This window comes from Pseudomonas sp. F-14 TE3482 (assembly GCF_053629455.1).
This window is the reverse complement of the sequence record NZ_JBRJII010000001.1, coordinates 3,095,856-3,113,962: the sequence shown is the minus strand read 5'-3', so window position 1 is coordinate 3,113,962 and position 18,107 is coordinate 3,095,856. Positions and strand designations below refer to the sequence as shown.

20 protein-coding genes are annotated in these 18,107 nt (G+C 59.3%); 14 read left to right on the top strand and 6 right to left on the bottom strand.

The window, feature by feature from the left end; all coding sequences use genetic code 11:
* Window positions 1-86: 86 nt before the first annotated feature.
* Window positions 87-356 carry a hypothetical protein gene (locus tag AB7M26_RS14060; protein WP_008075566.1) on the bottom strand — a complete coding sequence of 90 codons (270 nt, stop codon included), beginning with the start codon at window positions 354-356 and terminating at the stop codon, window positions 87-89.
* Between the two features lie 223 nt (window positions 357-579).
* Here AB7M26_RS14060 and AB7M26_RS14055 point away from each other — a divergent pair, with 223 nt between their 5' ends.
* The 9 genes from AB7M26_RS14055 (at window position 580) to AB7M26_RS14015 (ending at window position 7,616) form a co-directional block, all read left to right on the top strand.
* Entirely contained in the window at window positions 580-1,038 is a 459-nt protein-coding gene (locus AB7M26_RS14055; RefSeq protein ID WP_123497462.1) for a VOC family protein, read from the top strand.
* A gap of 353 nt (window positions 1,039-1,391) precedes the next feature.
* Window positions 1,392-2,597 carry a PepSY-associated TM helix domain-containing protein gene (locus AB7M26_RS14050; RefSeq protein ID WP_123497466.1) on the top strand — a complete coding sequence of 402 codons (1,206 nt, stop codon included), beginning with the start codon at window positions 1,392-1,394 and terminating at the stop codon, window positions 2,595-2,597.
* On the top strand, window positions 2,594-3,136 hold the full coding sequence (locus AB7M26_RS14045) for a thiamine pyrophosphate-binding protein (protein WP_123497468.1): 543 nt from the start codon (window positions 2,594-2,596) through the stop codon (window positions 3,134-3,136). Before AB7M26_RS14050 ends, AB7M26_RS14045 begins: the two co-directional genes overlap by 4 nt.
* Window positions 3,133-3,462, top strand: a complete 330-nt coding sequence (locus tag AB7M26_RS14040) for a hypothetical protein (RefSeq protein ID WP_123497496.1) — start codon at window positions 3,133-3,135, stop codon at window positions 3,460-3,462. Before AB7M26_RS14045 ends, AB7M26_RS14040 begins: the two co-directional genes overlap by 4 nt.
* Window positions 3,459-4,034, top strand: a complete 576-nt coding sequence (locus AB7M26_RS14035; RefSeq protein ID WP_123497498.1) for a DUF6162 family protein — start codon at window positions 3,459-3,461, stop codon at window positions 4,032-4,034. Before AB7M26_RS14040 ends, AB7M26_RS14035 begins: the two co-directional genes overlap by 4 nt.
* A gap of 35 nt (window positions 4,035-4,069) precedes the next feature.
* Window positions 4,070-4,999 (top strand): metal ABC transporter substrate-binding protein, encoded by a 930-nt coding sequence (locus AB7M26_RS14030; RefSeq protein ID WP_123497500.1) that lies wholly within the window; start codon window positions 4,070-4,072, stop codon window positions 4,997-4,999.
* On the top strand, window positions 4,996-5,745 hold the full coding sequence (locus tag AB7M26_RS14025) for a metal ABC transporter ATP-binding protein (RefSeq protein ID WP_123497502.1): 750 nt from the start codon (window positions 4,996-4,998) through the stop codon (window positions 5,743-5,745). Before AB7M26_RS14030 ends, AB7M26_RS14025 begins: the two co-directional genes overlap by 4 nt.
* Window positions 5,745-6,644: a metal ABC transporter permease gene (locus AB7M26_RS14020; protein WP_095634639.1), complete on the top strand. Its 900-nt coding sequence runs from the start codon at window positions 5,745-5,747 to the stop codon at window positions 6,642-6,644. Before AB7M26_RS14025 ends, AB7M26_RS14020 begins: the two co-directional genes overlap by 1 nt.
* Window positions 6,645-7,616, top strand: coding sequence for a metal ABC transporter substrate-binding protein (locus AB7M26_RS14015; protein ID WP_123497504.1), 972 nt, complete (start codon window positions 6,645-6,647; stop codon window positions 7,614-7,616).
* A 204-nt stretch (window positions 7,617-7,820) separates the two neighbouring features.
* Here AB7M26_RS14015 and AB7M26_RS14010 read toward each other — a convergent pair whose 3' ends face one another.
* The 5 genes from AB7M26_RS14010 to AB7M26_RS13990 form a co-directional block, all read right to left on the bottom strand.
* Window positions 7,821-8,048, bottom strand: coding sequence for an MbtH family protein (locus tag AB7M26_RS14010; protein WP_007934245.1), 228 nt, complete (start codon window positions 8,046-8,048; stop codon window positions 7,821-7,823).
* Window positions 8,049-8,129: 81 nt separating this feature from the next.
* Window positions 8,130-9,542, bottom strand: a complete 1,413-nt coding sequence (locus tag AB7M26_RS14005; RefSeq protein ID WP_123497506.1) for an aspartate aminotransferase family protein — start codon at window positions 9,540-9,542, stop codon at window positions 8,130-8,132.
* 143 nt (window positions 9,543-9,685) lie between these two features.
* Window positions 9,686-10,171, bottom strand: coding sequence for a GNAT family N-acetyltransferase (locus AB7M26_RS14000; protein WP_123497508.1), 486 nt, complete (start codon window positions 10,169-10,171; stop codon window positions 9,686-9,688).
* A gap of 206 nt (window positions 10,172-10,377) precedes the next feature.
* Window positions 10,378-11,703 carry an ATP-binding protein gene (locus tag AB7M26_RS13995; protein WP_123497510.1) on the bottom strand — a complete coding sequence of 442 codons (1,326 nt, stop codon included), beginning with the start codon at window positions 11,701-11,703 and terminating at the stop codon, window positions 10,378-10,380.
* Entirely contained in the window at window positions 11,700-12,380 is a 681-nt protein-coding gene (locus AB7M26_RS13990; protein ID WP_008075588.1) for a response regulator, read from the bottom strand. Before AB7M26_RS13990 ends, AB7M26_RS13995 begins: the two co-directional genes overlap by 4 nt.
* 337 nt (window positions 12,381-12,717) lie before the next feature.
* On the opposite strand from AB7M26_RS13990, the gene AB7M26_RS13985 reads away from it, so the two are divergent.
* The 5 genes from AB7M26_RS13985 to dsbG all read left to right on the top strand — a co-directional run bounded on the left by AB7M26_RS13985 (window position 12,718) and on the right by dsbG (window position 18,050).
* Entirely contained in the window at window positions 12,718-13,413 is a 696-nt protein-coding gene (locus AB7M26_RS13985; RefSeq protein ID WP_123497512.1) for a hypothetical protein, read from the top strand.
* Between the two features lie 176 nt (window positions 13,414-13,589).
* Complete coding sequence (locus tag AB7M26_RS13980; RefSeq protein ID WP_429384819.1) at window positions 13,590-14,558, top strand: tetratricopeptide repeat protein; 969 nt, start codon at window positions 13,590-13,592, stop codon at window positions 14,556-14,558.
* A 140-nt stretch (window positions 14,559-14,698) separates the two neighbouring features.
* The gene (gene dsbD, locus AB7M26_RS13975) at window positions 14,699-16,441 is read left to right on the top strand and encodes a protein-disulfide reductase DsbD (RefSeq protein WP_429384816.1); all 1,743 of its coding nucleotides are present in this window, start codon (window positions 14,699-14,701) and stop codon (window positions 16,439-16,441) included.
* Window positions 16,441-17,307, top strand: a complete 867-nt coding sequence (locus AB7M26_RS13970) for a TlpA family protein disulfide reductase (RefSeq protein ID WP_429384813.1) — start codon at window positions 16,441-16,443, stop codon at window positions 17,305-17,307. The genes dsbD and AB7M26_RS13970 overlap by 1 nt, the downstream gene beginning before the upstream one ends.
* Window positions 17,283-18,050 (top strand): thiol:disulfide interchange protein DsbG, encoded by a 768-nt coding sequence (dsbG, locus tag AB7M26_RS13965; protein WP_123497518.1) that lies wholly within the window; start codon window positions 17,283-17,285, stop codon window positions 18,048-18,050. Before AB7M26_RS13970 ends, dsbG begins: the two co-directional genes overlap by 25 nt.
* The last annotated feature ends 57 nt before the right edge of the window (window positions 18,051-18,107 follow it).

Sequence of the window (18,107 nt, the reverse complement as noted above, 5' to 3'; positions counted from 1 at the left end):
CAGGGCAGTCAGGTATTGACCCTATCGCACGCCTTGAGGGAAACCCATGGACAGTTGCGTGAAAGTTCGAGCAGTACAGTTGTCACTCAGCTTTGGCGGCCGTGCAGCTGTACTGCGCGTTCGGCGTTCATCTCGCCTTGTTTGTCGAAACTGAACGATTTTGCCGGCTGGCCGAGCAATTCGGCTTTCTTCGCATGGTACTCGTCGAAGGACAAGCCACGACGATTCAGCGCCTCCAGCGCCAGTTCCCGGGTTTCTTCAGCGGTGTAGGGCCGCAATTCCGGTGAAACATGGCTGGCACATCCGGCGAGAACGGAGATGGCGAGCAGCAAGAAAGTGGCGAGCAGAGATTTCATTTCGGGCGTCCGCAGATCTGTGTTTGGGGCAATAAACACAGGCTACCCGTGCCGCTCGAAGGGTAGAAATCAACGCTCTCGATAGTGGGTATCGGATCAAAAGATCGCAGCCTTTGGCAACTGCTCGTCGGGCACTCGGTTGCGGGAAAAGGGCTGACCTATAGTTATTCGACCGGAAATCGGCGAAGGAACACCTTAACCCCACAACAAAAGGAGAACCGTCATGAGCGTAAAACCTATTCCAGAGGGTTATCACAGCATCACCCCTTATCTAGGCATTCAGAAAGCTGCCGAAGCCATCGACTTCTACAAGAAGGCCTTTGACGCCACCGAAGTCATGCGCCTGGCCATGCCCGATGGCGGCATCGGGCACGCTGAGCTGCGTATTGGTGACTGCCCGATCATGCTTGGCACACCCTGTGACCAGGGCCCATTGAGCAACCCGGACAAATCGCCGTCCGTGGGGCTGCATCTGTATGTGAACGATGTGGACAAGTCCTTTAAACAGGCCATCGATGCCGGTGCCACGCAGGTGTCCGAGGTCAAGGATCAGTTTTATGGCGACCGTTCGGGGACTTTGAAAGATCCCTACGGGCATCTATGGTTTCTGGCCACGCGCAAGGAGGATCTGACTCAGGAGCAGATTGAACAGCGGGCGAAGGAGATGTTTAAGCAGGGTTGAGTTTTCCAGTGAATGTTCGGCCTCTTCGCGAGCAAGCCCGCTCCCACAGTTGATCGGCTGCGTACACATAATGTGTGTTCGACACCAATCCAATGTGGGAGCGGGCTTGCTCGCGAAGAGGCCATCACCTTCAACATCCAATTTGACTGTCAGACCTTTTCGCAAATAAACACGCGTCCAGCCAGCAACACGAAACATTTACTTTCATATCCCCTTTCGGGATTTCCGATGCTCATACGTCTTATTTAGATGCAGTCGGTCGCGTAGGCAAAAGCCACGGCCGGACTTTTCATGGACCGCACCGCTGGGAAGCCCACAGCAGTAGTCCTCTCATCGAAACAAGACCTTTAATCATGTCGAAGAAATCCCGCTCAAAACTCTGGTTTCTGGTCCATAGCTGGCTGGCGCTGCCCATCTGGTTTTTTGTATTGATCGTCTGTGTGACCGGCACGCTGGCGGTGGTCAGTCAGGAAATCGTCTGGCTGGCCAACCCGCAAATGCGCGCCAGCGCGCCTTCGGACGACGCGCCGCGGCTCGACTATGACCAGATTGTCGCCGCCATCAAACAGGCCGAACCCCAGACGCTGGTCGAGGGCATCAGTCGCCCCGACGAGTCGCATTTCGCCCTGGACGTGGACGTCAGTTACCCGGACGGCCGCTCAGTGACGGTCTATGTGAACCCCTACAGCGGGGTGATTCAGGGCACCGCTCCACCATTCAACTTCAAGGCATTCACCCGCGCACTGCATGGCTGGTGGCTGGTGCCGTTCACCAACGGCTACAGCTGGGGCTGGTATCTGGTGTCGTTCCTCGGGCTGCCGATGCTGGCGTCGCTGGTGACCGGGTTGGTGGTCTACAAACGGTTCTGGAAAGGCTTCTTTCGACCGACCCTGCGCATTCGCCATGGCGCGCGGATTTTCTGGGGCGACTTTCATCGGCTCAGCGGCATCTGGTCGATCTGGTTCATTGCGGTGATCTCGATCACCGGTGTCTGGTTCCTGATTAAGGCGATTCTGTTCGACAACCAGATTTCGATTACCACGGAACCGGTGGTGTCGGTCGTCTCGCGCGAAAGCGTGCCGTTGACCACCACCGGCAAGCCGGCCCCGATGATCAGCCTGGAACAGGCGATCAAGGTCGCTCAGCAGCAAATCCCTGGACTTGACGCCAGTTTCGTCACCCTGCCGAGCAACGCTTACAGCCATCTGTCCGTGGGCGGTCGTAGCTGGTATCCGCTGATGTTCCAGACGGCCGAGGTCAACCCGTACAACGGCGATATTGCCAGCACGCGGTTGCTGACCGATCGCACCGGCCTGGAGTTCGTGACCGAGTCGATGCGCCCGTTGCACACCGGTGACTTTGGCGGGATCTGGATCAAGCTGATCTGGTTCTTCTTCGGTTTGCTGCTGAGCATGATGGTGCTCAGCGGCTTGCTGGTCTGGACCAAACGCACCGCCCTGGCCACCGCCAATGCGTTCAAGCGCAGCAACAAGACTCCGCGCCCGGTGTCGAGACCGCAAACGGTCATGAACCAACAGACTCCGGAGGGCAACCTGTGAGCAAAACGATCACAGCATCGCAGCCTTCCCGGGCGAGCCTGTTTTGGCGCAAATGGCGCTTCCATATCAACATTTTCTTGCTGCTGATCCCTTTGGGCTTCATGCCCAAATACTTTGCCGACGCCTCGCTGTTTCGCGGCGACAGCGGACTGGGGGAGCGGGAGATCGGCGAAATCCAGGTCGGCCCCTGGAGCCTGCAACTGGCCGAACTGCGCAACGAAGCACCACGATTGACCGGCCCCGCCGGCTACATGAAAGGCTTCAACGCAGCGCTGTGCGAGCGCTGTCGCGATCAGATCAAGGCGACTTACCTGCGTATCGGCAAACCCCGCAGCCTGCGCGCGGCCGGTGCGATTTTCTTCGGTACGCCGTACCGCATGGGCGCAATGCTGCCGGTACCCGAAAAGACCAAAACCGACGCCGAACTGTGGATCACCATGGAAGGCTGGGACGGCGCGATGCATCAAGCGTCCATCCCCCTGAGCCAGGCATCCCCGGCCACCCTCGCCTGGCTGAACAAACAAGGAGGCAAACCATGAGCAACGCTTTTCGACCTCTGCACGCCGTTTTACTGGTGCTCTGCGCCGCCTTCAGCACCAGCGCCCTGGCTCACAACCCGATGTGCGAATGCAAGGCCCTCGACGCCGAACAGATCCAGTGCACCGGCGGTTTCTCCGACGGCAGCGGCGCACCGGGGGTGACCCTGGACGTGATTGGTTACGACGAAACCATTCTGGTGCCGGGCAAGCTCGGTGCCGATTCGACCCTGACGTTCAAGAAACCCGGCGCCGAGTTCTACGTGCTTTTCGACGCCGGTCCCGGCCACGTCGTCGAGATCGACCAAGCGGACATCCAGGCCCCATGACGACACCAACCACACACGTCGTCCGCCCGGCTGGCGCCGGCCATGAAACCCTCTATGTGTTGCTGCTGTGCCTGATGATCCTGGCGGTTGCCGGCTCCGTGGTCGCCTGGCGCGGCGAAGCTCAAGAGGTGAGCAGCGTGGGCAGCCATCAGTTGGACGCCCGTCGTGATCTGAGCGCCTCCGAGCAAGGCATCTACGCCGACCTGCGGGTCACGCTGGATGAAATTCATCTTTTGCGTCAGGAACAGCAAGCACTGCCCACACCCGCCACCCTCGCCGATGAAGGCTTTGCGCCGTTTGCCCAGGATGCCAGTTCTGTCAGCCGCGGCAGCCATGCCTGGCAGTTGCTGGGCGCGAAGGCGTATTTCGGCCAGAGCCAGACCCCAACCGTGGCCGGTTCGTTTCTGATGCGCTTGACCGCTGAAGACGACACCGCGCCGGACATCTGGCTCAACCGCGGCAGCGCCCTCCCCGTTCCGAACGATCTCACCGACGCAGCGCTCAACGGCGCCGGCTGGCAGCAGATCGTCGCGCAATTCGATGCCGGCGTCACCCGCCAGCATCGGCATTGAACCCTCGCCTTCACCCGAGAGAAGACCGCTTTCCCATGCCTAGTTCATCTCAACGTCTTTCCTTTTTGCGCCTGCTGCTGGTCGGCCTGTTTGCCTGTTTGCTGACACCTCTGGCCAGTGCCGACGAAGCCAAGCGCCTGCGCATCGGCATCACCCTGCACCCTTATTACAGTTACGTGGCCAACATCGTCGGTGACAAGGCGGAAGTGGTGCCGCTGATCCCGGCCGGCTTCAACCCGCATGCCTACGAGCCACGGGCCGAAGACATCAAACGCATCAGCGGGCTGGACGTGGTCGTGCTCAACGGCGTGGGCCATGACGACTTCGCCGACCGCATGATCGCCGCCAGCGAAACGCCGAACATCAAGGTGATCGAAGCCAACGAAAACGTGCCCCTGCTGGCCGCCACCGGTGTCGCTGCACGGGGCGCCGGCAAGGTGGTCAACCCGCACACATTCCTGTCGATCAGCGCTTCCATTGCCCAGGTCAACAACATCGCCCGGGAACTGGGCAAGCTCGACCCGGCCAATGCCAAAACCTATACACAAAACGCCCGCGCCTATGGCAAACGCCTGCGGCAGATGCGCGCCGACGCCCTGGCAAAACTGACCCAGGCGCCGAACGCCGAGTTGCGCGTGGCCACGGTGCATGCCGCCTACGATTATTTGCTGCGCGAGTTTGGCCTGGAAGTGACCGCCGTGGTCGAGCCGGCCCACGGCATCGAACCGAGCCCCAGCCAGCTGAAAAAAACCATCGATCAACTGCGGGAACTGGACGTGAAAGTGATCTTCTCGGAGATGGATTTCCCGTCCACTTACGTCGAGACCATCCAGCGTGAATCCGGGGTGAAGCTGTATCCGCTGTCGCACATTTCCTATGGCGAATACACCGCCGACAAGTACGAAAAAGAAATGACCGGCAACCTCAATACCGTGGTCCGCGCGATTCAGGAGTCCGGCGCATGACGGCTCAAGAAACCATCACTGAATCCGCTGTGGGAGCGGGGCCGACCCTGGATTTCGCCGAGGTCAGCCTCACGCTGGGTCGCACGACGATCCTCGACAAGGTGACCTTTCAAGTCCGGCCCGGCAGCGTGCATGCACTGGTCGGCCCTAACGGTGGCGGCAAGAGCTCGCTGATCAAGACCCTGCTCGGGCAGATGGCGCATCAGGGTCGCTTGAGCCTGCAATGGCCTGGCGAACCGGGGACCATCGGCTACGTGCCTCAGGCGCTGGAATTTGATCGCGGTTTACCGATGACTGTCGATGACTTCATGGCCGCGATGTGCCAGCGGCGCCCGGCGTTTCTCGGGTTGAGTAAACACTACGCGGCGGCCATCGGCGAAGCACTGGAACGGGTTGGCATGCAGGACAAACGCAAGCGGCGCATGGGCGCATTGTCCGGCGGTGAGCGCCAGCGCGTTTTGTTGGCCCAAGGGCTGATTCCGGCGCCGCAATTGCTGGTACTCGATGAGCCGATGTCGGCCCTCGATGAAGCCGGTATTCAAGTGTTCGAACGGCTACTGGGCGACTGGCGCCAGAGCGGCATCACCGTGCTGTGGATCGAGCATGATCTGGAAGCGGTCGGGCGACTGGCGGACCGGGTCACAGGGCTCAATCGCCGGGTGCTGTTCGATGCCACGCCGAAACAGGCACTGACCCCGGAGCGACTGCTGACCTTGTTCTCGACCCATCCCCGGAGCGCTGCCTGATGAGTTACGAAGCCTTTCGTTTGATGGTCCAGGGTTGGGCCTCCTCGGGTTACCTGCCGCAAGCGCTGGCCTATGGATTTGTGGTCAACGCGCTGCTCGCCGGGCTGTTGATCGGCCCGGTGCTGGGCGGTTTGGGTACGCTGGTGGTGGTCAAGCGTTTCGCGTTTTTCTCCGAAGCGGTGGGCCATGCGGCGCTGACCGGTGTGGCCATTGGCATTCTGCTCGGCGAGCCCTACACCGGACCTTATGGCAGCCTGTTCGGGTACTGCCTGTTGTTCGGCATTTTGCTCAACTATTTACGCAACCGTACGGGGCTGGCGCCGGATACTTTGATCGGTGTGTTCCTTTCTGTGTCGTTGGCGTTGGGCGCCAGCCTGTTATTGATTCTGGCGGGCAAGATCAATGTGCACATCCTGGAAAACGTGCTGTTCGGTTCAGTGCTGACAGTCAACGGCAATGACCTGCTGGTGTTGGCCATTGTTGGTTCGCTGGTGATGGCGCTGGCCCTGCCGCTGTACAACCGCATCATGCTCGCCAGTTTCAATCCGCAACTGGCGGCGGTACGCGGTGTGGCGGTGAAGACTCTGGATTATCTGTTCGTGATTCTGGTGACCCTGATCACGGTGGCGGCGGTGAAAGTCATCGGGGCGATCCTGGTCGGTGCGCTATTGGTGATTCCTGCGGCGGCCGCGCGATTGCTCAGTCAGTCGCTGAAGGGTTTCTTCTGGTGTTCGGTGCTGATCGCCACGGTGAGCACGCTGTGCGGAATTCTCGCGCCGATTGTCTTTGACCTGCCTATCCCGTCCGGTGCCGCGATCATTCTGGTGGCCGGTATCGCCTTCGCTCTGGCCGCGATTGCTCGCGGCATCGTTCCAAGTCTGAAAGGGAACCTCGGATAAATGTCTTTTCCTCTGCGTCAATTGACCCTGGCGCTGACCTTGTGTGGGCCAGCCTCGTTCAACGCATCCGCCACCGATACCTTCGAACCGATGCGTCTGGTGGCCAATCACGGTGTCGGTAACACCGCGCTCTTCGCCTCGACTTCAACGCACAAAGTGCTGGTGCTGGCGGCGTTGCCTGTGACCTACGGTCTGGGTGCCCTGCTGCTGGAGGGCACCGATGTCAGCCTTGAGCGCGCAGCGCCGGCCAACCTGCCCGGCAGTCGGCAGACCGCTTATTTCACCGGCCGTGGCGCTCAAGCGCTCAATAAGCTGGCGATCGACGCCGATGCGGTCATCGGCCTGCGTTCGCTATGGCCGGATGATCCGCTGTACCCGAACGCCCGTCGCAGCAATATCCGCATCATTGAAATCGACGCCGCCCGCCCGGTGGACGGCGCCCTGCCCGGCATCGCCGTACAGCCTGGCAGCAAGATCGACGGCTTGAACAGTCAGCCTTGGTTGGCCAGCAACAACATGGGCCGGATGGCGGATGTCATGGCGGCAGACCTGGTGCGCCTGGCGCCAGCGGCCAAACCGAAGATAGACGCCAACCTGGCAGCACTCAAACAGCGCCTGCTCAAGCTTAGCGCTGACAGCGAATCACGCTTGGCCAATGCCGACAACTTGAGTGTGATGAGCCTGAGCGATCATTTCGGCTACCTGATCGGCGGCCTTAACCTGGAGCTGATCGGCCTGGATGCACGGCCGGATGCCGAGTGGACGCCGGAGGCGCTGACGCAATTGGGCGCAACGCTCAAAAACAATGATGTGGCGGTGGTATTGCATCATCGCCAGCCGCCGGACGCGGTGAAAGCGGTAGTTGCCGAGTCTGGTAGTCGGTTGGTGGTGTTGAGTGTCGATGCGGTGGATCCGGTGGCTGAATTGGAAGGGAATGTGGATTTGGTGATCAAGGGGTTGAGCGGGGTGTAACGTCAGTTAGACCGCGTTATCGTTCTTCGCGGGCAAGCCCGCTCCCACAGGGATTTGTGGTGTTCACTCTATTTATGACAACAACACCAATCCACTGTGGGAGCGGGCTTGCCCGCGATGACGGTCTGACAGGCAACACAAACTCCAGACCTGAAAAAGCCCGCTGACCTTACCGGTTCAGCGGGCTTCTTTTTGCGCGGTGACTCAGTGAGCCACAGCCGCCTGTTCTTCCATTTTCTGGCGCAGGCTCAGTGGACGCATGTCGGTCCAGACCTCTTCGATGTAGGCCAGGCATTCCTTTTTCAGGCCGCTCTTGCCCACGGTGCGCCAGCCTTGTGGCACGGCCTTGTAGTCGGGCCAGATCGAGTATTGCTCTTCGTGGTTGACCACGACCTGAAAGAGGATGTCCTCGCGGTCGAATACTGACGTCATGCTGTCTCTCCATCGTTGTAGGGTGGGCTGCGCGCCGTGCGCAGCCGTTATGTAGAAGGAACGTTCAACACATCAAAAAATTTAAAGGCTGGCGGTGGCTGCGGCCATGGCCCTGCCGAAAATGTCGGCCACCCGATCGATTTCCGCGGCTGTGATCACCAACGGTGGCAGGAAACGCACGACACCGCCGTGACGCCCGCCCAGCTCGAGGATCAATCCGCGTTTGAGGCATTCGCGCTGCACCAACGGCGCCAGACGAGCGAATATCGGTGGATGCCCTTGAGCGTCTGGCGCGCCGGTCGGGTCGACCAGCTCAACGCCCAGCATCAAGCCCCGTCCGCGGATATCGCCCAGTTGCGGGAAGTCCCGTTGCAGGATGTGCAGGTGTTCACTCAAGCGTTCGCCCATGGCGGCGGCGTGCTCGCAAACCTTGTGCTCTGTCAGGTAGCGCATCACCGCAGAGCCTGCGGCCATTGCCATCTGATTACCGCGAAAGGTCCCGGCATGGGCGCCCGGCAGCCAGGTGTCGAGCCAGTCGCGATAGACCACCACCGCCAGCGGCAGGCTGCCGCCGATGGCTTTGGACATCACCACCACGTCCGGAATGATCCCGGCGTGCTCGAAGGCGAACATCTTGCCGGTACGGGCAAAACCGCTCTGGATTTCATCGACGATCAGCGCTACGCCGGCCTTTTCGGTGATGCGTCGCAAACCGCGCAGCCAGTCGAGATCGGCCGGAATCACCCCGCCCTCGCCCTGTACCGCTTCGACGATCACCGCAGCAGGCAATTGCACGCCGGCCTCCGGATCATTCAGCAGGTTTTCCAGGTAACTCAGGTTGACCTGCACCCCCTGCTCGCCGCCGAGCCCGAACGGGCAACGGTAATCGTAGGGATACGGCATGAACTGCACGCCACTGCTGAGCAACGCACCCAACGGTTTCTTCGGCCCCAGACTGCCCATCAGGCTCAGCGCGCCCTGGCTCATGCCGTGGTAACCGCCCTGGAACGACAAAACCGTGCTGCGTCCGGTGGCGGTGCGCACCAGTTTCAGCGCCGCTTCTACCGCATCGGTGCCGGTGGGGCCGCAGAACTGAATCTTCGCTTCAGCGGCCAATGCCGGCGGCAACAGACCGAACAGGTCCTGAACAAACTGATCCTTGACCGGCGTGGTCAGGTCAAGTGTGTGCAGCGGCAGTTCATCGGTCAGCACTTGCTGGATCGCTTCGATCACCACCGGGTGGTTGTGTCCCAAAGCCAGAGTCCCCGCACCGGCCAGGCAATCAATGAAACTGCGGCCTTCGACATCCTCGACATAAATGCCCTTGGCTCGCTTGAGTGCCAGGGGAATGCGCCGCGGATAGCTGCGAGCGTTCGACTCCTGCCGGCTTTGACGAGCCAGCAATGGCGATTCGTTGAACTGATAAAGCGTCTCGGCAGGCGTCGGAACGATCCGGGTAGGCTGATCTTCGATAAGGCTGATAGCGACTGACATCTCTCGATCCCTCAATACGCTGTTGATAGTGACCAAAACTGCACACCGGGCAGGTGCGCGTTCCGGTCACGGGGCGCACTTGCAGGTTTTCCTGTTCTGGAAACGCATCAGGACCTCAAGGATTTAGACCCTCGATCAGCTTTCTATGAAGGTGGTGACAGCGCCTTGTGCATGGGAATGGCGTGGAGTCCCGCCACGGTGAAGGTTTCAGCGCAAGCCCGGTAACCCAGACGGTGGTAAAACGCCTCACCGGTACGGGTGCTGTTGAGCCGCGCGTGAGGCAAACCCTGAGCGATCAACCAGGTTTCGAGATCCTGCACCAATGCTTGTCCGGCGCCTCGTCGAAACCATTCCGGCTGTACATAGCAGAACGCGATCTTGCCGCTGATCGCCGCCATGGCGACGCCGATCGGTTTGTCCTGCAACAGGGCGATGTTCAGGTACAAGCGCGAGTCGACCAGCCAGGGTTGCACGTGTTCGATGGTTTTGTTGTGAGTCCAGGTGGCGACGGTTCGCGGATCGTTGCGATGGTCCAGCGCGCAGCCGACGCGAATGGAGCGCTCGACGATGCGGCTGATGATTCCGGCGTCGGCAGGCGTTGCCTTGCAGATGTGTATCGATGCATCCATGGCGCTGTTACCTCAATCCATTGAGTCAAAGCTGCCAGGGACGATAGCGCTGTGGGGGCCGGGTGGCTAATGGAGAGACGTTACATTTGGTGTGCGACACAGAACAAATGTAGGAGCTGCCGAAGGCTGCGATCTTTTGATCTTGCTTCTAAAAGGTCAAAAGATCGCAGCCTTCGGCAGCTCCTACAGAGGTTTTGTGTTGTTGGTTAGACCGGTTGCAGAGGCATGGTCAGCTCGACCCGCAAGCCATCCGGGCGACTGTCGAAATGCAGGGTGCAGCCGCAACGCTGGACGATGGCCTGGACAATCGCCAGGCCGAGGCCGCAACCGGTGCTCTGGCCGTTGCGCCAGAAGCGTTGGGTCAGGTGTTGCAGGTCATCTTCGGCAATCCCCGGGCCGTGGTCGCGGACCAAAAAGCGCACGCGATTGTTGGTGGTTTCCAGGCTCAGCTCCACGGCCCCATTTCCTGGGGTATGGCGCAGGGCGTTGTCGAGCAAGTTGCGCAATGCGGCAATCGACAGCACTGCCGGCATTTGCAGCGGCGCATTGGAGAATGTGGTCGGCAATTGAAACTTGATCCGCTGACGATCACCGCTGGCGGCATCCTGAATCGCCAGTTTCGCCACCTGTTCGGCGCTGCATTGCACGCCATCATCGAACGACAGACTGCCCTCGACGCGCGCCAGCAGCAGCAATTGTTCAAGCGTGCGATGCAGTCGGTCAGCGCCCTCTTCAGCCCGCGCCAGAGACTGATCCCGGGCGCTGCCTTCAGTCATGCGCGCCACTTGCAGATGGGTTTTGATCGCGGTCAGCGGGCTGCGCAATTCATGGGCGGCATCACCGGTCAGGCGCCGCTCGCGCTCGATGGTCTTGCCAATACGCAGGAACAACTGATTCTGGGTTTCCAGCAGCGGTTGCAGCTCGCTGGGCAACGGCTGGATCTGCAACGGTTCCAGGGAATCGGCACTGCGCCGCATCAGCGCATCGCGCATACGATTGAGCGGTGCCAGCCCCTGACCGATGCCGAGCCACAACAGACACAGGCAGCCGAGCAGCGCCACGCCGACCGGTACTGAGGCCGCCAGCAGAATGGACATGTTCAGCGCTTCGCGCTCGATTTGCCGGTCGGCGGTGGTAATGCGCACATCACCGCGCGCCAGGGTGAAGCTGCGCCAGGGTGCGCCGTCGATCATTTGATCATGGAAGCCCATTTTTTCGGCTTCCAGGGTTTGTTCGGGGCTACTGTGGCTGCGGGCCAGGATTTCGCCGCGCAACGAGCTGACCTGACAGGCCATGCCGCCAGGGATACTCAGCTGTTCAGCGCTGAAATGGGTCCCCTCGCCCTTGCTCGGCAACGCCGGCAGTTGCTCCAGCAGCCCGGCCACCATCCGCGCCGACGCCACCAGCCGCTGGTCCAAGGAAAACATCATCTGGTTGCGCAGATCACTGAGCATCCAGGCGGCGGCCAGGGCCCAGATCAGCGCAAACGCGGCGCCGAGGGTCAGGCTCAGGCGCAAACGCAGACTCATCACTTCGATTGCTCTCCGCCATCGGCCGGCCCCAGGCGATAGCCCAGGCCACGCACGGTCTCGACGATGCCGTTGCCGAGTTTGCGCCGCAGGTGATGGATATGGACGTTAAGGGCGTTGCTTTCCAGTTCGTCATTGAAACCGTAGACACTGTCCTTGAGTTGCTCGGTGGACAACACCCGGCCACGGTTATGCAGCAAGGCTTGCAACAGCGATTGTTCACGGCGCGACAAATCGACGGGTCGGCCGCCGAGCAGGGTTTCTCGGCTGCTCGGGTCGTAGGTCAAACGACCATGTTCAATCAGGTTGACGCTGCGACCCGCCACCCGTCGCAACAGCGTATGCAGACGGGCGGCGAGTTCGCGCAGGTCGAAAGGCTTGAGCAGATAGTCATCGGCACCGGCCTGTAGACCATCGACGCGGTCGGTGACCGAATCCCGCGCAGTGAGGATCAGCACCGGGATTTCGAGGCCATGGTGACGCAACTGCTGCAACAACTTGAGGCCATCTTCGTCCGGCAGGCCGAGATCGAGCACCATGACGTCGAACTCGGCCACCTTGAGCATCGCCCGGGCGGCGGAAGCGGTGGCCACGTGTTCCACCGTCAGGCCCTGGGCCGTGAGGCCGGCGACAATGCCGCTGGCAATCAGCTCATCGTCTTCGCAAACCAGTACGTGCATGGGAACTCCATGAGCAAAAACGCGAGTCAAACAGATGTGGATTAAGCCGCAATTATGGCAAGCCCTACGGCCGACGAGAAGCAGGCCTTTCGTTCAGTGGTCGTGCAGCGTACCAGATGGGTATTTGATGATCGCCTTAATCATTTTGACACCCCCAACTTAGTTGACATGAAACATATCAGTCTCAAACCGAAACAATCAGCCCACAAAAAGCCATATCAAAGATCAATATCTAACGATAGTCTGACTCCGGCATTAACACCCCACATTACCAGTGTTCGAAGAGATGCCATTATTTACCATAAATATTCTTCAGCCAACTGAAAGGAATCAGATCATGCCGACACTCAAGAATTTTGTTGCCGTCGATTGGCGAGCAGGAAAAGATAAAATTTACTTCTTCTTCAAAGACAGCAATACATACTCCAGATTTGATCTTGGCGAGAACAAGGTTGACGAGGGATATCCTGCCGAGATAACAGCCGATAACTGGGGAAGCTTTCATGCTCACGTCAAAGATCTGCGTTTCGGCTTTACAGTCACCGGGGTTGGGGGCTACCCGAACGGAGGGGATGACATTTTATGGCTGTTCTATTATGCCAATGGCACTCCGATGGTCTGTAAGTACGATCAGGATTACGACAAAGTAACCGGTACCTATCGTCTTGAAGATTCGTTGTGGCACTCGCTACTTCCTTATTTCGACCGCATCGTGGCCGGCACATGGTGGGAAATATTCGGCCACAAGTATCTGTTCAAATTTTTGACGAATGATGGACACTACATCAACTTCAATTACACAACACAAAAAACATCAATAGCTCCCATCACATCTGGCTCCTGGCCTGGATTGGATCTTTATAAAAACCAAATCATTACGGCTGTGCAAAACGATGCCCCACTTTTCAACAGCTATTTCTATATCTTCCTGACCAACAACAGATACATCAGATACAACATAAATGACAACAGGGCAGAGACTGGGCCGACAAGAGTAGATGACGACTCCTGGCCAGGGTTGATACAAGACTGAGACGGCATCGGATTCCGCTTCCTGGGAGGATCATGCCTGGGGTCGGGGGACCGCTGTCTTTTCTCCAGACGGGTGGTTCCCCGCGCGTCATATATATATGTAACGCACGTCCTCCTTCTCACCTGAATAACCTGTGTGCGTACCAACCCAATTGTCCACTCACACAGGTATTGACTATGTATACACACTCATCCGCTTTGACGACGCTGTTCAGCTTGCTCAACACATTGAGCTCGCTGATTGCCCGGTTGACCAATGAACAAGAAACCGCCAGAAAAAAGGGGCTGGAGCTCTACAACCTGGGGGAATACCGGGATTCGGAGGCTTATCTGACCATTGCCGCCACCGCTGGAGATCGTGAATCGCAGTACGCACTCGCAGAAGTCATCAGGCGCCGGGAAAACAACCTCAAGGAGGAGGATAAAACCCACGCCGAAAGAGAATGGTACGCCCTGGCAGCAACTCAGGGCGACGTCTACGCCCTGCTGCGATTGGCTGATGACGCATCCCTTGAGCAAGCCAAAACACTTGCGCAAGGGCGTGCCGACAGCGGCGATGGCGAAGCCATGCTTCAACTTTATGAAATAACCAAGGATATTGCCTGGCTGAAAAAATCGGCTGAAGCAGGTTTTCTGGAAGGGCAATACATACTCGCCATCGTGTATGACAAGGACCACACCCTCATTCCGGATGCGATTGAACGCAGGTCCACTATCGACCGTTGGCTCAAACGTGCGGCCGAGGCGGGGTTCTCCCGGGCGATGCACTGGTACAGTAATCGCCCACCCGTTAGCCATGATCTTCCCACCAGGAGAGAGTGGCTGATCAAAAGAGCGCAATTGAACGATGTAAACGCGGTGCTCGAGTACGGCTATGGGTTGGGTGGCGTCTATGAGGATGAGAATGGTATTGATACCGAATATGGCTTCGAGAAGAACCTGATCAATAGTTACGGCCTCATTTGGCTGGTGCTCGATACCTCTCGGGAATCCCCTCGCTACAACACCGCGTTAAACAATCTTTCAATCATTGCGCAGGACATGTCCAAAGAAGACATAGAAGCCGGCAAGGCATTTGCGCAGGAGTGGAAGCGTACGCATCCCCCACTGTCGGAATTCAGATTGACCTACAGCGATCTTCAGTAAGTCATCAAGGGTGATTTGCGCTGTGAATTCTGGATTCCAGCGCGAATCAGCCTGGCTAATAATCACGTTCTGCTCGTTAACACCGGGTTAATCGGCAGCCATCATCGTGCTCGGCAATTGCAATGTTTAAGGCCTTGTCGATGCGCGGTTTTCTTGTTTTTCTTCTCTGGCTGTTTGCCAGCCTTGCTCAGGCACAGCCGGGGAACAATCCATTCGACAGAAAACCCGACTTTCTACCCATCGAAAAAGCGTTCATCTTCACCTCCGAGCGCCTGGCGTCCGGTGAAACGCAATTGTTCTGGCAGATTGCCGACGGTTACTACCTGTACCAAAAACGCCTGAAGTTCGACGATTTGCCTGCGCAGTACAAACCGGTGTTGCCTGAAGGTGAAGCTCACAGCGATGAGTTTTTCGGTGAACAGCAGGTTTATCGCCAAGGCCTGGAACTGAAGATTCCGGCGGGTGCCAGCGGCCAGATCAAGGTGGGTTTCCAGGGCTGTGCCGATGCCGGGTTGTGTTATCCGCCCCACACTCAAGTGGTGTATTTAGGCAACACCACAATGCCGAGCCTTTTAAATGAGGCACCGGATCAAGCCTTGGCCAGCGACCTGCAACAACGGGCGCTGGGCTGGAGCCTGCTGGTGTTCTTCGGCTTGGGCCTGCTGCTGGCGTTCACGCCGTGCTCGTTGCCGATGTTGCCGATTCTGGCGGGGTTGATCGTTGGCAGTGGCGCCACACCCAAGCGCGGTTTTGCACTGGCCGGCAGCTACGTGATCAGCATGGCACTGGTGTATGCGGCGATGGGCGTGCTGGCGGCATTGCTCGGTGCGAACCTTCAGGCGTTGCTGCAAAACCCTTGGTTGCTCGGCAGTTTTGCCGCGATTTTCGTGCTACTGGCCTTGCCGATGTTCGGTTTCTTCGAGCTGCAATTACCGGTAGCGGTGCGTGATCGACTGGAACATGTTTCGCGCAATCAACGCGGTGGCAACCTGATCGGTGCCGGTTTGCTGGGAGCCTTGTCCGGCCTGCTGGTGGGACCGTGCATGACCGCCCCATTGGCCGGTGCCCTGCTCTTTATCGCCCAAAGCGGCAATGCGCTGCACGGCGGGCTGATTCTGTTCGCCATGGGCATCGGCATCGGTATACCGCTGCTGTTGCTGGTGACCGTCGGCAATCGTTTCCTGCCCAAACCCGGCGCCTGGATGAACCTGCTCAAAGGCGTGTTCGGCTTCCTGTTCCTCGCTACTGCGCTGCTGATGCTGCGCCCGGTACTGGATGAATCGCTGTGGCTCGGCTTGTGCGGAGCCTTGCTTCTGATCGCCGCCTACAGCGCCTGGAAGCAGTCGCAGGGGTTTGGCCGCGTCGCCCATCTGTTCGGTGCCAGTTCATTGCTGTTGGGGCTGTGGGGCAGTCTGCTGGTGGTGGGTGCCGCCGGTGGCAGTGACGACCCGTACCAGCCGCTGCAGGTCTATAGCATCAGCCGTGACGGCACCGGCGCAAGCCCTGCCAGTCACGACGCCTTTACCACGATCAAGGAGCCAGCCGCACTGCAACGGGAGCTGGAAGCCGCTCGGGCTCAAGGCCAATGGGTGCTGCTGGATTACTACGCCGACTGGTGTGTGGCGTGCAAAGTCATGGAAAAACAGGTCTTCGGCAAACCGCAGGTCCTGCAAGCACTCAGCGATGTGCGCTTGCTACGGCTGGACGTCACCGCCGACAATGCCGCCAGCCGCGAACTGCTCGGCCGTTATAAAGTGCCGGGGCCGCCAAGCCTGTTGTGGATCGGCCCCGACGGCGAAGAGCGCCGCAGCCAGCGCATCACCGGTGAGGTCGATGCCGGCACCTTCCTGCAACGCTGGACCACCACCCGAGACGCTCGTTAATGCTGACCTTTACCCTCGGCACCTTTGCCATCGCACTTAATCACTTGCTGCTGATCAGTGCCCTGGCGCTGGCGACTTTTGTCGGCTGGCGGGTGGCCAAGCGTGGCGGCGAGAACCCGGAGTCGGTGCTGTTCAGCCTGTTCCTGCTGGGCCTGCTGGCGGCCCGGGTCGGTTTCGTGATTGCCTACTGGACGCAGTATCGCAACGATCCATGGCAGATCATCGACCTGCGCGACGGTGGTTTTCTCGCCTGGCCCGGGGTGGTCGTGCTGTTACTCGCCGCTGTGTATCGAGGCTGGCGTCGCCCGGGCCTGCGCCGGCCGTTGGGCTTTGGCGTGGCCAGTGGTCTGTCATTCTGGCTGCTGGCAACCTTCTCTCTGAATATTTATGAACAAGGCACGCGCTTGCCGCAGATCACCCTGCGCAATGCCGCCGGCCAAACGGTGCAACTCAGCGATTACCAGGGCGGCCCGCTGGTCATCAATCTTTGGGCCACCTGGTGCCCCCCATGCCGCCGGGAAATGCCGGTGCTGGAAAACGCCCAGAAACAGCGTCCGGACCTGACTTTTCTATTCGTCAACCAGGCCGAAAGCATGCAAAGCGTCAGCACCTTCCTTGAAACCCAGGGCCTGAGCCTGACTAACGTGCTGTTCGATGGCAGTGGTCGCTTGGGTCAGGCCGTGGGTTCCATGGCATTGCCGACTACGCTGTTCTATAGCCCCGACGGGCACCTGCTGGGCAGCCATCTGGGCGAGCTCTCTGAAGCCAGCCTGGCCCGCGCCCTGGAAAACTTCGACACCCCGAACCCGGCCACCTCGGCCACGCCTTCAAGGAAATTGCCATGCTCCGCCTCCGCCACCTGCTGACGTTAACCCTGGGTGCCGCCCTGCTGCACTTGCCGTCGGTACAGGCCGAAGAATTGCCTGAAGCGATCAAGAAGATCGAAGCCAAGGGCGCCAAAATTGTCGGCACCTTCGACGCGCCCGACGGCCTGCGCGGTTATGCAGCGCAATACCAGAACCGCGGCATGGCGCTGTACCTGACCCCGGACGGCAAACATGTACTGTTGGGCAACTTGTACGACGCCGAAGGCAATGACCTGAGCAGCGCGCCGTTGCAGAAACTGGTCTACGCACCAATGGCCAAGGAAATCTGGGGCAAGATGGAAGCGAGCAACTGGATCGGTGACGGCAACAAGGACGCACCGCGAATCGTCTATCTGTTCAGTGACCCGAATTGCCCGTACTGCAACATGTTCTGGGAACAGGCGCGGCCGTGGGTCAAGGCCGGCAAGGTGCAGTTGCGGCACATCATGGTCGGCATCATTCGCGAAGACAGCCCGGGCAAGTCCGCCGCGCTGCTGGCCGCCAAGGACCCGCAAAAAGCGTTGGCAGACCATGAGAAATCCGGCAAGGACAGCTCGCTCAAAGCCCTGAAAGATGTGCCGCCGGCGATTCAGGCGAAACTCGCGGCGAACATGCAGTTGATGGAAGACCTGGAACTGGCCGCCACCCCGGCGATTTTCTACATGGATGACAAGGGCCAGCTGCAACAGCAGCAAGGCGCGCCGACGCCGGAGAAATTGGTGAAGATTCTGGGGCCTAAGTAAGTGATTCAGCCGTCGGATTTGTGGTGACAGCAGTAACGCCATCGCGGGCAAGCCCGC

What these genes read in the sequence shown, in the direction of transcription:
- AB7M26_RS14060 (WP_008075566.1), bottom strand. Translation starts at nt 356, where the DNA reads ATGAAATCTCTGCTCGCCACTTTCTTGCTGCTCGCCATCTCCGTTCTC.
- AB7M26_RS14055 (WP_123497462.1), top strand. Translation starts at nt 580, where the DNA reads ATGAGCGTAAAACCTATTCCAGAGGGTTATCACAGCATCACCCCTTAT.
- AB7M26_RS14050 (WP_123497466.1), top strand. Translation starts at nt 1,392, where the DNA reads ATGTCGAAGAAATCCCGCTCAAAACTCTGGTTTCTGGTCCATAGCTGG.
- AB7M26_RS14040 (WP_123497496.1), top strand. Translation starts at nt 3,133, where the DNA reads ATGAGCAACGCTTTTCGACCTCTGCACGCCGTTTTACTGGTGCTCTGC.
- AB7M26_RS14035 (WP_123497498.1), top strand. Translation starts at nt 3,459, where the DNA reads ATGACGACACCAACCACACACGTCGTCCGCCCGGCTGGCGCCGGCCAT.
- AB7M26_RS14030 (WP_123497500.1), top strand. Translation starts at nt 4,070, where the DNA reads ATGCCTAGTTCATCTCAACGTCTTTCCTTTTTGCGCCTGCTGCTGGTC.
- AB7M26_RS14025 (WP_123497502.1), top strand. Translation starts at nt 4,996, where the DNA reads ATGACGGCTCAAGAAACCATCACTGAATCCGCTGTGGGAGCGGGGCCG.
- AB7M26_RS14020 (WP_095634639.1), top strand. Translation starts at nt 5,745, where the DNA reads ATGAGTTACGAAGCCTTTCGTTTGATGGTCCAGGGTTGGGCCTCCTCG.
- AB7M26_RS14015 (WP_123497504.1), top strand. Translation starts at nt 6,645, where the DNA reads ATGTCTTTTCCTCTGCGTCAATTGACCCTGGCGCTGACCTTGTGTGGG.
- AB7M26_RS14010 (WP_007934245.1), bottom strand. Translation starts at nt 8,048, where the DNA reads ATGACGTCAGTATTCGACCGCGAGGACATCCTCTTTCAGGTCGTGGTC.
- AB7M26_RS14005 (WP_123497506.1), bottom strand. Translation starts at nt 9,542, where the DNA reads ATGTCAGTCGCTATCAGCCTTATCGAAGATCAGCCTACCCGGATCGTT.
- AB7M26_RS14000 (WP_123497508.1), bottom strand. Translation starts at nt 10,171, where the DNA reads ATGGATGCATCGATACACATCTGCAAGGCAACGCCTGCCGACGCCGGA.
- AB7M26_RS13990 (WP_008075588.1), bottom strand. Translation starts at nt 12,380, where the DNA reads ATGCACGTACTGGTTTGCGAAGACGATGAGCTGATTGCCAGCGGCATT.
- AB7M26_RS13985 (WP_123497512.1), top strand. Translation starts at nt 12,718, where the DNA reads ATGCCGACACTCAAGAATTTTGTTGCCGTCGATTGGCGAGCAGGAAAA.
- AB7M26_RS13980 (WP_429384819.1), top strand. Translation starts at nt 13,590, where the DNA reads ATGTATACACACTCATCCGCTTTGACGACGCTGTTCAGCTTGCTCAAC.
- dsbD (WP_429384816.1), top strand. Translation starts at nt 14,699, where the DNA reads ATGCGCGGTTTTCTTGTTTTTCTTCTCTGGCTGTTTGCCAGCCTTGCT.
- AB7M26_RS13970 (WP_429384813.1), top strand. Translation starts at nt 16,441, where the DNA reads ATGCTGACCTTTACCCTCGGCACCTTTGCCATCGCACTTAATCACTTG.
- dsbG (WP_123497518.1), top strand. Translation starts at nt 17,283, where the DNA reads ATGCTCCGCCTCCGCCACCTGCTGACGTTAACCCTGGGTGCCGCCCTG.